14 protein-coding genes are annotated in these 15,083 nt (G+C 52.8%); 8 read left to right on the top strand and 6 right to left on the bottom strand.

Going from position 1 to position 15,083, the window contains the following annotated elements; translation table 11 throughout:
- Positions 1-5: 5 nt before the first annotated feature.
- Together LMED105_RS08400 and LMED105_RS08395 are read left to right on the top strand one after the other, a co-directional pair.
- Entirely contained in the window at positions 6-887 is an 882-nt protein-coding gene (locus LMED105_RS08400) for a YgcG family protein (protein WP_156799609.1), read from the top strand.
- An 8-nt stretch (positions 888-895) separates the two neighbouring features.
- Positions 896-1,390: a TPM domain-containing protein gene (locus LMED105_RS08395; protein ID WP_232222729.1), complete on the top strand. Its 495-nt coding sequence runs from the start codon at positions 896-898 to the stop codon at positions 1,388-1,390.
- Positions 1,391-1,405: 15 nt separating this feature from the next.
- Here LMED105_RS08395 and LMED105_RS08390 read toward each other — a convergent pair whose 3' ends face one another.
- Positions 1,406-2,482 carry a putative solute-binding protein gene (locus LMED105_RS08390; RefSeq protein WP_156799608.1) on the bottom strand — a complete coding sequence of 359 codons (1,077 nt, stop codon included), beginning with the start codon at positions 2,480-2,482 and terminating at the stop codon, positions 1,406-1,408.
- Complete coding sequence (locus LMED105_RS08385) at positions 2,482-3,000, bottom strand: SRPBCC family protein (protein WP_156799607.1); 519 nt, start codon at positions 2,998-3,000, stop codon at positions 2,482-2,484. Before LMED105_RS08385 ends, LMED105_RS08390 begins: the two co-directional genes overlap by 1 nt.
- A gap of 32 nt (positions 3,001-3,032) precedes the next feature.
- On the opposite strand from LMED105_RS08385, the gene LMED105_RS16655 reads away from it, so the two are divergent.
- Positions 3,033-3,494: a YkvA family protein gene (locus tag LMED105_RS16655; protein ID WP_008250204.1), complete on the top strand. Its 462-nt coding sequence runs from the start codon at positions 3,033-3,035 to the stop codon at positions 3,492-3,494.
- Positions 3,495-3,612: 118 nt separating this feature from the next.
- On the opposite strand, the gene LMED105_RS08375 is transcribed toward LMED105_RS16655, so the two are convergent.
- A complete protein-coding gene (locus tag LMED105_RS08375) occupies positions 3,613-5,418 on the bottom strand; it encodes a sodium:solute symporter family protein (protein ID WP_008250203.1) in 1,806 nt (601 codons plus the stop codon).
- A gap of 11 nt (positions 5,419-5,429) precedes the next feature.
- Positions 5,430-5,690 carry a DUF4212 domain-containing protein gene (locus tag LMED105_RS08370; RefSeq protein ID WP_008250202.1) on the bottom strand — a complete coding sequence of 87 codons (261 nt, stop codon included), beginning with the start codon at positions 5,688-5,690 and terminating at the stop codon, positions 5,430-5,432.
- A 303-nt stretch (positions 5,691-5,993) separates the two neighbouring features.
- Here LMED105_RS08370 and LMED105_RS08365 point away from each other — a divergent pair, with 303 nt between their 5' ends.
- Both LMED105_RS08365 and LMED105_RS08360 read left to right on the top strand, forming a co-directional pair.
- Positions 5,994-8,813: a PAS domain-containing methyl-accepting chemotaxis protein gene (locus LMED105_RS08365; RefSeq protein ID WP_008250198.1), complete on the top strand. Its 2,820-nt coding sequence runs from the start codon at positions 5,994-5,996 to the stop codon at positions 8,811-8,813.
- On the top strand, positions 8,810-10,402 hold the full coding sequence (locus LMED105_RS08360; RefSeq protein WP_008250196.1) for a chemotaxis protein CheW: 1,593 nt from the start codon (positions 8,810-8,812) through the stop codon (positions 10,400-10,402). Before LMED105_RS08365 ends, LMED105_RS08360 begins: the two co-directional genes overlap by 4 nt.
- On the opposite strand, the gene tgt is transcribed toward LMED105_RS08360, so the two are convergent.
- Positions 10,338-11,492, bottom strand: coding sequence for a tRNA guanosine(34) transglycosylase Tgt (gene tgt / locus LMED105_RS08355; RefSeq protein ID WP_008250194.1), 1,155 nt, complete (start codon positions 11,490-11,492; stop codon positions 10,338-10,340). The genes LMED105_RS08360 and tgt overlap by 65 nt on opposite strands.
- A 140-nt stretch (positions 11,493-11,632) precedes the next feature.
- Between tgt and LMED105_RS08350 the strand changes: the two genes are divergently transcribed.
- Positions 11,633-12,157, top strand: a complete 525-nt coding sequence (locus LMED105_RS08350) for a flavin reductase family protein (protein WP_008250193.1) — start codon at positions 11,633-11,635, stop codon at positions 12,155-12,157.
- Positions 12,158-12,419: 262 nt separating this feature from the next.
- On the opposite strand, the gene LMED105_RS08345 is transcribed toward LMED105_RS08350, so the two are convergent.
- Positions 12,420-13,361 (bottom strand): DMT family transporter, encoded by a 942-nt coding sequence (locus tag LMED105_RS08345; protein WP_008250190.1) that lies wholly within the window; start codon positions 13,359-13,361, stop codon positions 12,420-12,422.
- 66 nt (positions 13,362-13,427) lie between these two features.
- Here LMED105_RS08345 and pyrF point away from each other — a divergent pair, with 66 nt between their 5' ends.
- Together pyrF and LMED105_RS08335 are read left to right on the top strand one after the other, a co-directional pair.
- Positions 13,428-14,288: an orotidine-5'-phosphate decarboxylase gene (pyrF, locus tag LMED105_RS08340; protein WP_008250188.1), complete on the top strand. Its 861-nt coding sequence runs from the start codon at positions 13,428-13,430 to the stop codon at positions 14,286-14,288.
- Positions 14,289-14,361: 73 nt separating this feature from the next.
- Positions 14,362-15,072: a response regulator transcription factor gene (locus LMED105_RS08335; protein ID WP_008250186.1), complete on the top strand. Its 711-nt coding sequence runs from the start codon at positions 14,362-14,364 to the stop codon at positions 15,070-15,072.
- The last annotated feature ends 11 nt before the right edge of the window (positions 15,073-15,083 follow it).

The following is a 15,083-nucleotide window of genomic DNA, read 5'->3' as shown; positions in this document are numbered from 1 at the left end:
CCACCATGCGCAACATGTTTAGCCGTTTTTGGCTGTTTACCCTGCTGGCGTTGATACTTGTACCTTTACCAGGGCCGCTGTGGGCTCAAGCGGGGGTTCAGGAAGTTCCAGTGCCCCCCTTGACTGCGCAAGTAGTCGATACCACCGGCACCTTGGACGCTGACCAACAGACTGCCCTGATTCAAAAACTGCAGGCCTTTGAAGCTGCCAAAGGCAGCCAGATTGCCGTGTTGCTGATACAGACCACTGAACCTGAAACCATCGAGCAATACGCCCTGCGTGTGGCAGAAAACTGGAAAATTGGCCGCAAGAATGTGGACGATGGCGCCATTTTGGTGGTGGCTTTGCAAGACCGCGCGCTGCGCATTGAGGTGGGCTACGGCCTTGAAGGCGCACTGACCGACATCACTTCCAAACGAATTATTGAAGAAATTATTGTGCCGCAGTTTCGCCAAGGCGACTTTGCAGGTGGTGTGGCCGCTGGCGTGGACCAAATGATCAAAGTAATTAATGGCGAACCCTTGCCAGAGCCTGTTGCGCAACAAGCCGCAAACAAGGCAAGCACCATTGAAGACATTGCACCGCTGCTGTTCATGGGGACGCTTTTCATCGGCGGATTTCTACGCAAAGCGATTGGCAAATTACCCGCCGCAATGGCCACTGGCGGTTTGGTGTTTGTGGTGGCCTGGTTGTTTGCTGGTGCGGTGGTTTTCGCCTTGCTGGCTGCTGTGGTCGCTGCCCTGCTCACCCTGTTTGGCAACTCGGTGGGTGGCATTGGTGGTGGTCGCGGTGGATTTGGTCGTGGCGGCGGGGGGTTTGGCGGCGGCGGTGGTTTCAGTGGTGGTGGTGGCGGTTTTGGAGGCGGTGGCGCCTCGGGAAGGTGGTGAATATGGGCATGAATCGCATTTTCACGCACCTGATGACTGCAGAACGCCATGTCCGGAAAATCTTCCAGACACAGCAACTGGAACACATTTCAACTGCCATCAAAGCCAGTGAAACACGCCACTCAGGTGAAATTCGCGTTGCAGTGGAAAGCTCGCTTGAACTGCAACCCCTGTTAAGGCAGCAAACGCCACGGCAGCGTGCCATTGAGGTGTTCAGCGAATTGCATGTGTGGGACACCGAGCTGAACAATGGGGTGCTGATCTACGTGCTGTTGGCAGACCATGCCATAGAAATTGTGGCCGACCGGGGAATAAACGCCAAGGTAGGTCATGCATACTGGGAAGAACGATGCAAGGAAGTGGAGCAGGCATTTGCGCAAGGGCAGTTCGAAGCCGGGGTGATGAACTGCATTGCGGCGGTTAGCGAGAAGTTGATTGAACACTTTCCGCACAACGGGGGTGGCAAGAATGAGCTTCCCGACACCCCAGTGGTGATTGGATAAACACCCAAGCCGGTTTTACATGGGCTCTATTGGGCAGCTTTTCTGGACTTTGTAACCTTCAGGCAAACTGCACTCCGAGGCTTTGCCGTCGATCGAGCAGCGCACTTTCTTCAACAGGCGCAGGGCACAGCCATCGTACACGCCGTCTTTACTTAAGCTGATGCGGGCTTCGCGCATCATGGTGGTGTATTCCACCTTGTCCGCATCGCTCATTTTCAACCAGGCTTTCTCTGGAATTTGGCGGTCAATTTTTTTCACGGCATCCAAGGCTTTGGGCATTTCTCGCGCCACAAAGGCCCGCAATTTCTGACCTGAACCAGGCTGAAATTTCGACTTGCGCAGAATAATTTGGTAAGTGACCATCGCCACAGGCAACTGAATAATTGCACCGCGTTTTCCCAAGCCTTTGTAAAGCTCTAGCGGAGCGTATGCAATGGAAGGGGCCACGATAATGTCCACGGCGCCATTATTGAACATTGAGCCGTAGTTGGACACGTCTGCAGCAATCGGTTGTGCGCCAACCTGCTCAATCAGCCGTCGCTGCGACTCATCATGCGACAACGCCGCCACTCGCTTGCCTGCAGCCTTGGCCAGTGAATTGATTTCGCGATCACGCACAAACACATAAGCGGTGCCGAAGGGCAGCACCCCACCCACTTCAAAGTCACTTTGCTGCATCACACTTTGCAACTGCGGGCTGCCCATCGACTTCAAGGCCAGCAACACTGCATCATAGTTGGGCAGGCCACCCACAGCATCCAGGCTGCCGGTGAAGCTATTGTATTTTCGGGTGCGAATACCCGTGGCCACCAGTCCATCGCACTCACCAATTTCAAAATCTTTGGCAGCGACCGATTCATTGGTATACACCACTGGTTTAAAGCCATAGCCGTTTTTGCGACCTTCCAAAGCGTATTCCTGAGCCAAACCAAATATCGGCCCTTTGGCACCCAGCAAGTCGAACACGCAAATATTAGGCTCTACGCCACTAAGCGTTTGAGCACGTGCCGTGTTCTGGAAGCCCAGGAAAACCAACAGCATCAAACTGAAAACAGCCGCGATTCGCAAACTGTTTTTTACACATGGATTCATCATTTTTTTCCTGCCTGCAAGGCGCGAAGCGTAATGATTTGGGTCAGGTTGACCAGGGTTTTGGTCATCATCCGGTTCCAAATCAAATCAACTACAACCGCCTTGAATACGAGTCGCTTGGGCCCAATGCCCAAGCCGGGTGTTAAATAAAACAGATAGCGCCAAGTCACCAGGGTGCCGTCGCCATCCTTCTCAAATTCAAATGAACCTTTGGCGTGATCAAGCCAACTCAACAGGGGTTGGCTAAAGCCGGTACCCCTGTAAACAAACTGGCGATTGGGAACAAAGGCCAACACTTCTTCATCAATCACAGCGCCGCCCTTGAAGGTGATTCGCTGAACGTCGCCCACTTCATTGAACGATTTGCCCTGAATCATTTCTATATGAGTGATGGGCGCGATCAATGCGTCACTGTGAATGTATTCATCCGCTTTCAAACGGGTATACAAGGCAAAACAATCGGCCAAGGGCACCGGGATTCGGCATGAACGCTGGATCATCAAGGGAGCTTGGGTCACAATGTTTCCTCTTTTATAGTTGGGCACAACGTATGTTTTTTACTCGGTTTTTTCCAATTCTTACCAAACTCAAAGCCCTGAAGACCCATGGCCGCATGCTGTGGCACGCCTTTCGGCATGCCGACACCCCAAAATGGATCAAGGGCTTCATGCTGGCTGTGGTGGTTTACCTGTTCAGCCCCATCGACATGATTCCCGACTTTTTGGTGTTGTTTGGCATCACCGACGACTTGGTCGTGATTAGCGCTGCAATGTGGTTTTTAGGCAAAGTTGTTCCTGAAAAAGTCAAAAACAGCTTGCCGGTAGAACAAGGCAACACGCAGCCAGCACCGCAAAAAACTGCCAGCACTTCCACCCATTTGCCTGCGCCGCCCGCCAAGACAAGCCCGCTCAAGCCTTTCGGAATTATTCTGCTGCTGGGTTTACTCATTGCTGCTTTGGCAAGCCACCCTTGGGTGCATGCGCAATTTCAAAGCATTGGAGCATTTTTTTGAGTGTGGAAGTAACAGTTTTACTCTAGAAAAACAAAAAGCCCGGTGATTTCTCACCGGGCTTTCAAGCTTCTTGAGCCCTGCCTTTCGATGAAGGCAGTGGTTATTGTTGAACAGTCAATCAGTGACCGGTTGCTACGCCTGCACCACGTGGGGTACGAACGTCTTCAACCAAGTGCTGAATGTGCTCTGGAGGTGGTGCTGTTACCTTGCTGACCAGATAGGCCACTACAAAGTTGACAATCGCACCCACGGTACCGAAGGCTTCAGGCGTGATGCCGAAGAAGCCGTTGGCGCCGCCCACCAAGTGCAGGTACTCAGTGCCGTTGATGAACAAAATACCCTTGTGTGCGAACACATAGAACAGGGTCACAGCCAAGCCACTCAACATACCTACGATTGCGCCTGCGGAGTTCATGGTCTTGGAGAAAATACCCATCATGATCACAGGGAACAGGCTTGATGCTGCAATACCGAAGGCCAAGGCCACAGTACCCGCCGCGAAGCCAGGTGGGTTCAAGCCCAGATAACCGGCCAGAACAATCGCGAAGGCCATGGAAATTTTACCGGCCAGCAATTCGCTCTTTTCAGAAATACTTGGATTGAATACGCCCTTGATCAAGTCATGCGATACAGCAGACGAGATCGCCAGCAACAAACCAGCAGCAGTCGACAACGCAGCAGCCAAACCACCGGCAGCCACCAAGGCGATCACCCAGTTGGGCAACAATGCAATTTCAGGGTTGGCCAACACCATGATGTCGGCGTTTACTGTCATTTCGCTGCCTTTCCAGCCTGCCGCTTCTGCTTTGGCCAGGAATGCTTCGTCTTTGGACTTGTCGTTGTAGTATTGAATGCGACCGTCACCGTTCTTGTCTTCAAACTTCAACAAGCCTGTGGTTTCCCAACGACCCATCCAGGCCGGCTTCTTGTCGTTTTCCAGTGCAGCTTCAGCGGCAAACAAGTCACCACCAGTCGCAACATTGGAATTGACCGTTGCATGCAGGTTGTAGCGGGCCATTGCGCCAACAGCAGGTGCTGTGGTGTACAGAATCGCAATGAATACCAGTGCCCAACCAGCAGATGAACGCGCATCAGCCACTGTGGGTACAGTGAAGAAGCGAATGATCACGTGGGGCAGACCCGCGGTACCAATCATCAAGCTAACGGTGTAGAAGAAGGTGTTCAGGTAGCTGCCACCGGCTGGGGTGGTGGTGTACTGATTGAAACCAAGGTCAGTCACCACTTTGTCCAAGGTCGCCAACATCGGCTGACCGTTGGCCAACATGTCAGAACCCAGGCCCAACTGTGGCAAAGGATTGCCTGTCAGGTTCAAGGAAATGAAGATGGCGGGAATGGTGTACGCCATGATCAACACGCAATACTGTGCGATCTGTGTGTAAGTAATGCCCTTCATGCCACCAAACACTGCGTACATGAACACAATACCCATACCCACATAAATACCCACTTCAGCGGACACGCCCAGGAATCGGGAGAAAGCCACACCCACGCCGGTCATCTGTCCAATTACGTAAGTAATGGAAGCCACCAGCAAACAGATCACAGCCACTGTGCGGGCTGTGTTGGAGTAGTAACGGTCGCCAATGAACTGGGGTACCGTGAACTTGCCAAACTTGCGCAGGTACGGAGCCAGCAACATCGCCAACAACACATAGCCACCGGTCCAACCCATCAGGAATACGGAACCGCCGTAACCCATGTTGGCAATCAGACCCGCCATTGAAATGAACGAAGCGGCTGACATCCAGTCCGCCGCAGTCGCCATACCGTTGGCCACGGGGTGCACACCACCGCCAGCCACATAAAATTCACCCGTGCTGCCTGCACGAGCCCAAAACGCAATACCGAGGTACAGCGCAAAACTCAAACCCACGATGACGTAGGTGATTGTTTGCAAATCCATTAGCAATCTCCTTAGTTTTCGTGGACGTCGTGTTCGCGGTCGATCTGACCCATTTTCTTCGCGTAGTAGAAAATGAGGATGATGAATGTGTAAATAGAACCTTGTTGGGCAAACCAGAAGCCCAGTGGGTAACCACCGATGCTGAATTGATTCAGTTGCTCAACAAACAGAATACCGGCGCCGTAAGAAACCAAAAACCACACGATCATGATCTTGGTCAACAGGCCGAGTGTCGCTTTCCAGTAGGCTTCACCGCCCTTTGGGTTGCTCATCGCTTGTCTCCTTTTTAAGGTTGTTGTTAACCGCAGGCCGGAATACGAGGTCACATCCCTCCGAGCCTAGGCTTGCGAACGAGTATCAAAGCGAAAACTTACGCCAAACTGAAAGCCTGTCAGATAGGCGATTAAACCCCTCCCCCAACATTGCCCCCCTACCCAAACGTGCGATTCCCAAGGCTTGGAAAACCGCAATTGGCCGGTAATTACCTGTTTTATTAAGTGATCAAGTCGACTTATGCCCCACACAATGGTAGTTACCCCAATCAAGCCAACTCATTCTGATTAGCAAGGCGACCCATGACACCCAATACCGAGCAGCCTAACAACCACCGTATCCACCTGTTCAACGCGCTGACCCAAAGCCAAGCTTGCATTGAATTCGACCTGAACGGCACTGTGCTGTATGCCAATGAAAACTTCCTGAATGTTTTCGGCTACTCGAAAGATGAGGTGCTGGGAAAACACCACAGCCTTTTTTGCACTGAAAGTACCGCCGAGTCAGACGAATACCAGTTGTTCTGGAGCAAATTGCGCGAGGGCGAGTTTCAAAGTGGCGAGTTTTTGCGACTGGATTCGCAAGGTCAGGAAGTTTATATCCAGGCAAGCTACAACCCGGTTCGGGACGATGACGGCAATTTGGTGTCAGTCATCAAGATTGCGTCGAACATTACGGAGGCCAAGAGCAGGTCGCTTGAAAATGAAGGCAAAGTGGCCGCGATCGACAAAACTCAAGCCGTGATTGAATTTGACACCAGTGGTCGCATTCTGGCTGCGAATGACAACTTCTTGAACACCATGGGCTATCGCCTGCAAGAAATTGTGGGGCAACATCACCGTCAGTTTTGTGAAAAAAACCATGCGGAATCCGAGGAATACAGCAACTTCTGGAAAGACCTTGCGGCTGGCGAGTTCAAATCAGGCGAATTCATGCGCTTGAATCGGCATGGCCGCCCTGTGTGGCTTCAGGCCACATACACACCAATTTTGGGTTTGAACGGCAAGCCAGTGAAGATAGTTAAATTTGCCAGCGACATCACTGCCACAAAAATGAAGGCGATTGAGGACGACGGCAAGGTCAATGCGATGAATCGCTCACAAGGCATTATCGAATTTGACCTGGGCGGCAATATTTTGCATGCCAACGAGAATTTCCTGAGCCTGACGGGTTATTCACTGGCTGACATTGTGGGCCAACACCACAGCATGTTTGTGGACAAGGAAGAGGCCAGCAGCGGCGCTTACCGCGCTTTCTGGCGAAAGCTGGGCCAAGGCGAGTTTGATTCGGGTGAATACCTGCGCGTAGGCAACCACGGCAAGCGGATCTGGATACAGGCCAGCTACAACCCTATTCTGGATCTTGAAGGCAACCCGGTGAAGGTCATCAAATTTTGTAGCGACATTACCCAGTCAAAATTGCATGCCATTGAAACTCAGGCACGCATGGACTCAGTGTCCAGCACGAGCTGCATTCTTGAGTTCAATGCGGAGGGGAAAATTCTCAACAGCAACGAACTGATGCAGAAATCACTGGGATACAGCCAAGCCGACCTAATCGACAAGTCCGAAGGTTTTTTGATGTTCGACGAGGAACGCAACGACAGCAATCACTTCAAGATCTGGAATGATTTGCGCGAAGGTAAAAACCTCGTCGGTGAATTCCGCTACAAGGGCGTGGGTGGCAAAGAGATTTGGCTTTCAGGCACACGTAGCCCGGTAATAGGCCTTGAAGGGCAACTGATCAAAGTGGTGTTGATGCTGCAAGACATCACTGAATCCAAACTGTCCCGGCTGGATGCCGAAGGCAAACTGGGCGCCATTGACCGCTCACAAGCGGTGATCGAATTTGACATGCAGGGCAAGGTTCTTGCGGCCAACAGCAACTTCCTGAAACTGATGGAATATTCAGCCGAGGAAATTACCGGTCGCCACCACCGCATGTTTGTGGATGCGGCTTATGCCGCCACACCGCAGTACCAGGCCTTCTGGGAAAGCCTAGGACGCGGCCAGTTCGAGTCAGGTGAATACAAGCGGGTGGCCAAAGGTGGGCGCGAGGTTTGGATTCAAGCGACTTACAACCCGATTTACGACCCACGCGGCAACTTGGTCAAGGTGGTGAAATTTGCCAGCGATGTCACCGAAAGCAAACTGAAAAACTCGGAATTTGAAGCCAAGGTCGAAGCCATTAACCTGGGGCAGGCGGTGATTGAGTTTGATCTGGACGGCCATGTGTTGAATGCAAACCGCAACTTCCTGAACGCAATGGGCTATACCTCGCGTGAAATTCAAGGGCAACACCACAGCATTTTCTGTACGCTGGAGTACACCCAAAGTGAAGAATATCGCGACTTCTGGTTGAAATTGAACGAAGGAAAATTTGTCAGCGGCCGCTTTCACCGCGTGGGCAAATTCAACCGTGATGTGTGGATTCAAGCCACCTACAACCCCATTCTGGACTTGAATGGGAATGTGGTTAAAGTGGTGAAATATGCCTACGACGTCACCAAAGAAGTGATGCTTGAACAGGGTATCAACAAAAAGTCGGGCGAAATGCGGGAACGTGTGTCCAAACTGGTCGACAGTATTACCGACATTTCCAGCAACTCTGCAACTGCCACCCAGCTTGCTGAAAAAGGCCTGGACGCAGCCAACCAGGGAAGCCGCGAATTGAAGCGATCAATCGCTGCCATTCACGCCATTCAGAACAGCTCCAGCAAGGTATCGGAAATTGTGCGGGTCATTGGCGACATCGCCAACCAAACCAACTTGCTGGCATTTAACGCTGCCATTGAAGCGGCACGCGCCGGGCAACATGGTGTTGGTTTTTCAGTGGTGGCTGCCGAAGTGCGCAAGCTGGCTGAAAGCAGTTCAAGCGCGGCACGTGAAATTGCCACATTGATTGAAGAATCGGTTGCACAGGTTGAGGAAGGCGTGGAGGTAAGCCAGAATGCGGCACAAAGCTTTGAAGGCATTTTGAGCAGCGTGACTGAAACAGGCCAAAGCGTAAAGCAAATTACCAGCTCGGCAGAACAACAGCGCGACCTGGCGATTGCCGTAAACCGCCTGATTGAAGAACTCACAGGTGGCCTTGAAAAACACACTGGCAACAAAACCGCATGAGTGAATTGAGCCAATACGAACAGGGCTTTGGGTCGTTTCGAATTGGCGAGATGACCCTGGCCCTGCCGATGAAGTCGGTCAGGGAAGTGGTGCCCTTTCATCCCTTGATGGCATTGCCTTGCCCCCACCCTTGGATCAAGGGTGGCCTGGACCTGCGCGGCGTAAGTATTCCTGTGCTGGACCTGGAATGTTTGTTGAACCGGCCCGGCCACCAGTATTCACCGGGCTGTATTTTGCTGATCGCCCATGAAAATCATTTGCTGGGGCTGATTGCCGACCAGGTGAAAGCCTTGTTTTTTGCAAACCCCAATAGCCTGCACACCGTCAGTTCCACAGATTCAATCGGCCGCCTGTTTGCCGGCAGCCTGATGAACCGCGAACTAAACCAACTGGTTCAGGTGCTTTCCACGCAAGCCTTGTTCGAGTTGCCCGGCTTGCCCAAAGCAAAAGACCCAGAACCGCACCGCCAATCACTTGAATTGCAAACGTCGAACGAAGACACTGCCCTGAACACGCGCACGCCGCTGATGCTGATGCAAAGCATGGCCACCCTGTTTGCAGTGAATCCGAAAGACATTGAAACCACCGTGGTCAACCCGGTGCTGCTGCCCAGTGAGTACGCTGGAGGATTTTACAAGGGCAACCTGGATTACAGGGAACAAACCATTCCGGCAATAGACCTTGCAGGTTACATGGGCCTTGGCGCCCACAAACAAGCGCAACAGCCTACGCAGCAGGCCTTTGTCATTCGCGTTGATGGACACCCGCTGGCCCTGTTGATCGATCGCGTTTTGGACATTGTGCATGTGCCACACAATTCCGTGATTCCCCTGCCCGGTTTTGGTCTGCCCAAGGCGGCGCAACTTGAAGGGGCTTTGCCCAGCAAGGTGTTTTCAAAAGAAGATCCACATTCACAACGTGGTCCGCAATATTTCGTGCTGTCCTGCCAGCGAATCAGCGAAGACCAGGAGTTGATTGAACTGGCCAGTATTATGGCCAAGGCCAGTGCAACAGCCCAGCAAGATACCGACAAGCAGCAAGGCAAAGCCACACATGGCCTGGACCGCTTGATGGTGTACCGATTGGGCACCGAATTTTCTACGCCCATTGAGCAAGTGCGAGAGGTGCTCCCTTATCGGGCAGACATCGAGATTTTTGAACGCGGTAATCCCATGCTGGGCATGCTGACCCACCGCAATGAATCCATTCCGGTTTTTGACCTCGCGCAGTGGCTGGGTGCAGAACGCCAAAGTCTTGATCATGAATCCAGCATTTTGGTGGTGAATGCACATGGTGCCAGCGTTGGCTTTGCTGTTACTTCACTGACTGCGATTGAGAATGCGCAATGGGAACCCAGTGTGCCCGTACTGGGCGAACAGCGGCAATTGCTGCATGGTCAGTTAAAGACCACGCAACGCCTTGCACAAATTGGAGAAGAAAAACACCAGCGCATGGTGGAGGTAATCGATTTGCAACAGCAGGTGTTGCTGATTCTCGATCAGTTTGGTCTGACTGTATCGCCTGCTATTGAGGCTGTTGCTGCAACTGCTGTTGAGCCATTTGCGCATTCTGACCCCGCAGCGCATTGAACTCTTTGACAAATTCCTCAAAGCGGTCTTGCTCGATTGCTTCGCGCATTTCACGCATCAATTCCAGGTAGTAATGAAGATTGTGCATGGTGTTTAACTGTGCACCCAAAATTTCTTTGCTGCGATCCAGGTGGTGCAGGTAAGCACGTGAGAAATTCTTGCAGGTATAACAACTGCAAGTGGCATCGAGTGGACTTTCATCGTTGCGGAATTTCGCGTTGCGAATGCGAATGTCGCCCGTGCGGGTGAACAACCAGCCGTTTCGCGCGTTGCGGGTGGGCATGACACAGTCGAACATGTCGATGCCCTGCCCCACTGCGTTCACCAGATCTTCGGGAGTACCCACACCCATCAAGTAACGCGGCTTGTGCTGTGGCAACTTGGGCGCGGTGTGCGCCAAAATTCGTTGCATGTCGTCTTTGGGCTCACCCACCGATAAACCACCAATGGCATAGCCATCAAAACCGATTTCTTCGAGGCCTTGCAGTGAAATGTCGCGCAGGTCCTCGTACATGCCGCCCTGCACAATACCGAACAAACCGTTGTTGTTGCCAAATTCATCGAAGGAGTCACGGGAACGGCGTGCCCAACGCATGGACATTTCCATGGACAAGCGTGCCTCAGTGTGAGTGGCTGGATAAGGCGTGCATTCGTCGAAAATCATGACGATGTCAGAATTCAACACCGTTTGAATGCGCATGCTTTCCTCGGGGGTGAGGAACAATTTGTCGCCATTCACTGGGCTGCGAAAATGAACACCCTCTTCCTTGATTTTGCGCATGGCCCCCAGGCTAAACACCTGAAAGCCACCTGAATCAGTCAAAATTGGCCCATTCCAGCCCATAAACTGATGCAAACCACCGAATTTTTCCATGATGTCCAGGCCCGGCCGCATCCACAAATGAAAGGTATTACCCAGAATGATTTGCGCCTGAATTTCGGTGAGGTCGCGCGGCGTCATGCCCTTCACGGTGCCATACGTGCCCACAGGCATGAAAATCGGCGTTTGAATGACGCCGTGTGCGGTGGTAATTTCACCGCGACGGGCTTTGCCCGAGGTGGCTTTGAGTTTGAAGGACAGTGCGCTCAAGGAAAATGCCTTTTTAGAATTGGCCGTATTTTAAATCATTTCAAGCACATGGGCCTGAAAACCACGTTTTGAGTCACCATTCCAGCAATTCAAGCGCTTGTTTGGCACAATGGAGACATTCACAAAATTAGAAGTACCCCATGCAACAACCTGCCAAACCCGAATTCATTCGCGCCGAGAAACGCGAAGGCGACGCCGAGCTGGACGCGCACATGTTTCGGCAAGCACTGGCCCAATTCGCCACCGGCATCACCATCATCACCACCAAAAACGCCGAGGGCAAGTACGTGGGGGTGACCGCCAATTCATTCAACTCGGTGTCACTCCACCCGCCTTTGGTGTTGTGGAGTTTGTCGAAGAAAGCCAGCAGCCACGATGCATTTGCTGAGGCCACCCATTATGGCGTCAGTGTGTTGTCGGCCGATCAGGAAGATTTATCGCATCATTTTTCGACATTCAAAGGCGACCGTTTTGCTGGTGTCGAAGTCATCGAAGGCTTGGGTGGCTCACCTTTGATTCCCCATGCATTGGCACATTTTGAGTGCAAAGTGCGCAGCCGTTACGACGAAGGCGATCACTTCATTATGGTGGGCGAGGTGTTGCGTTGCGACTTCCGGGAAGGTGAGGCGCTGGTGTATCGGTCGAGGAAGTACTTCCGGAACTGATCGGTGAATATTCATTGCCCAATTGGCTTAGGTTCCGCTCTTACGCAGGCTTGTTTATATCGCCCAATCGGCTTGGGTTTCAATCTCTCGCCAGAAAACCTGATTTTCCCTTTTTGATATTCACCCTGACTCACCTCGCTCGGCAAAAGGGCGAGCCGAGTCTCGGTGCCGGCCCATGGCCGACCGTGGCAGGTGAATTCAAACGGGCAGGTTTTCTTGAAGGCGAGGCGATCGAAACACCGCCGCAGATTGGGCTACAAATTCACTTGCTTCTTCGCCCCGGCACGAGAATCACGGCCATCGCACCAAGAATCAACACCAGCGCAACGAAATCTGGCCAGTGCGGCACTTCACCCAAGAACAGGCTACCCGACATCACACCCACCACCGGAATGATCATGATCGACAAACTCGACACAACCGGTGGCAGCGACTTCGCCAAGCTAAACCACGCTACTTGGCAAAACGCAAACACACCAAATGCATTGTAAAAAATTGGCCACCATTGTGACCAACCCTGCGGCGCGCCCACGTCAGTACCCTCAAACCAAAAACCAGCCAAGCCCATGGCAACAATGGTCGGCGGCATCATGGCATGAGTGAAAGTTAGGGCATGCAAACCCGTGGGGTAATGCCGAATCAGCGTGGTGCCAAAACCCCAGCATGCGGCGGCAATCAGCATCAAAATCACGCCCAGTGGGCTGCCAGCGATTGCGGCAAACTCGGACGAAAGCAGCAACATCGCAGCCACCATCGCCAGGGTCAAACCGATCCAGCCACGCCGACTAACTGGGTGCGCGAACATCAAACCTGATAACACCGCCCACACGGGCATGGTGTAGCCCAGAATGGCTGCGCGACCCGAGCTGAGCTCCTTCACCGCCAAAATACAAAACAGGTGCCAGCCAATCATGTTCGGAATGCACAGCAAGGCAAGCCTGCCCCACATCTCGCGGGGCACCTTCAGAGACACTTTCATTTGCCGCGCGACAAACCACATGGCCACCATGCCAAACACCATGCACAAAGTGCGAAAGTGCAAAGGCGGGTATTGCGTGACCGCATACTTCATCACGGGCCAGTTCATTCCCCAAATGGCGGTGATGCCAAGCAGAAGCTGGATTTGTTTTAAGGAAAGAGTTGCAGCTGGCACGTAAGTGAATGATCGTTCAGTAAAGCGCCCCAGTGTAGTGCATTGGCCCATACTTGCCCCTAGGGGCTTGCCCTGATCCTGTACAATAGCGACACCTTCCAACTGTTCCTGCACGCAATGGCCAGCAATCGTTTTACGCAATTTACCTCTTTCCCGAAACGCCTTGCGCACAGTTGGCAACACAGCAATTCCATGCTGTGTGTGGGTCTGGACCCGGATGTGTCCCGCATGCCAGAAGGTTACGGCACCAGCCCGGCTGAAATCGAACGCTTCTGCATGGAAATTGTGAAAGCCACAGCCGAGTTCGCCTGCGCATTCAAACCGCAAATTGCCTACTTTGCTGCCAATCGCGCGGAAGCTGCGCTGGAAAACATTCTGGCCTATGCCAACGAAATTGCGCCACACGCCACTACCATTCTGGATGCAAAACGCGGCGACATTGGCGCCACCGCAAAGCAATACGCCATTGAAGCATTCGAGCGCTATAAGGCCGACAGCGTTACATTGAGCCCCTATATGGGCAGCGATTCTGTCGAGCCCTACCATGCGTATGCCGACCGGGGTCTGTTTTTGCTGTGCCGCACCTCCAACCCCGGTGGCAACGACTTGCAGTTTTTAAACACTGAGAAAAACGAACCGCTGTACCAAACAGTCGCCAAACTGGCCACCACCACCTGGAACCCCCACCTGCAAGTAGGCTTGGTGGTGGGTGCAACCTATCCGGAAGAAATCAAAACCGTGCGCGCTTTGGTAGGTGATTCACCCCTGCTGGTGCCCGGCATTGGCGCACAGGGTGGCGACTTGCTGAACACTGTTAAAAACGGCCTTTGTAGCCAAGGTTGGGGCCTGTTGATCAATTCATCTCGCGCCATTTTGTACGCCAGCAGCAAAGCCGATTTCGCAAGTGCCGCAGCGCTCGAAGCCCGAAATACCCGTGACGCAATTCAAGCTGCGAAAGCTGCGGCACTTTCAGGCTAAAATCAAAGCACTACACATATTCATGTTCAGGTAAAAAGAGCCACACTGGCCGGCCTGCACTGAGGAGACAGGGATGAAAATACTTCTGGCCGAAGACGACAGTTTGTTGTCTGAAGGTTTGTCGCAATCGTTGCGACAGGCTGGCTACGCCGTCGATTGCATGTTCAAGGGCAGCGACGCCGACACCGCGCTCACCACCATGAACTACGACATTCTGATACTCGATTTGGGTTTGCCAAAAATGAGTGGGTTGGAGGTGCTGCGGCGGCTGCGCGCTCGCGGCAACAACATGCCTGTGCTGATCCTGACTGCAGCCGACAGCGTTGAACAACGCGTGCAAGGCCTGGACGCCGGGGCCGACGACTACATGGCCAAACCTTTCGACTTGAAAGAGCTCGAAGCCCGTGTTCGGGCTTTGGCGCGAAGGGGCACGGGTGGCGGGGCCAGCATCTGGAAGCACGGCCCATTAACTTTTGACCAGGTGGGTCGCATTGCTTACATCAACGACGACATGCTCGACCTTTCCGCTCGCGAAGTGGGTTTGCTCGAAGTACTTCTTCAAAGGGTAGGCCGCCTGGTCAGCAAAGAACAATTCGTAGACCACCTTTGCGAGTGGGGCGAAGAGGTGAGCAACAACGCCATTGAGGTTTATATTCACCGACTGCGCAAAAAAATTGAAGTTAACGGTGTTCGAATTGCCACCGTGCGTGGCCTGGGTTATTGCCTTGAAAAATTTGTCGAGAAAGAGGCCACTCCAGATGCGAATGCCAACGCCAACACATAAGGCAGGTGCCT

Source organism: Limnobacter sp. MED105, assembly GCF_000170915.1.
Lineage (GTDB): Bacteria > Pseudomonadota > Gammaproteobacteria > Burkholderiales > Burkholderiaceae_B > Limnobacter.
The sequence above is the reverse complement of the archived record's forward strand: the minus strand, read 5'-3'. Positions and strand labels throughout refer to the sequence as shown.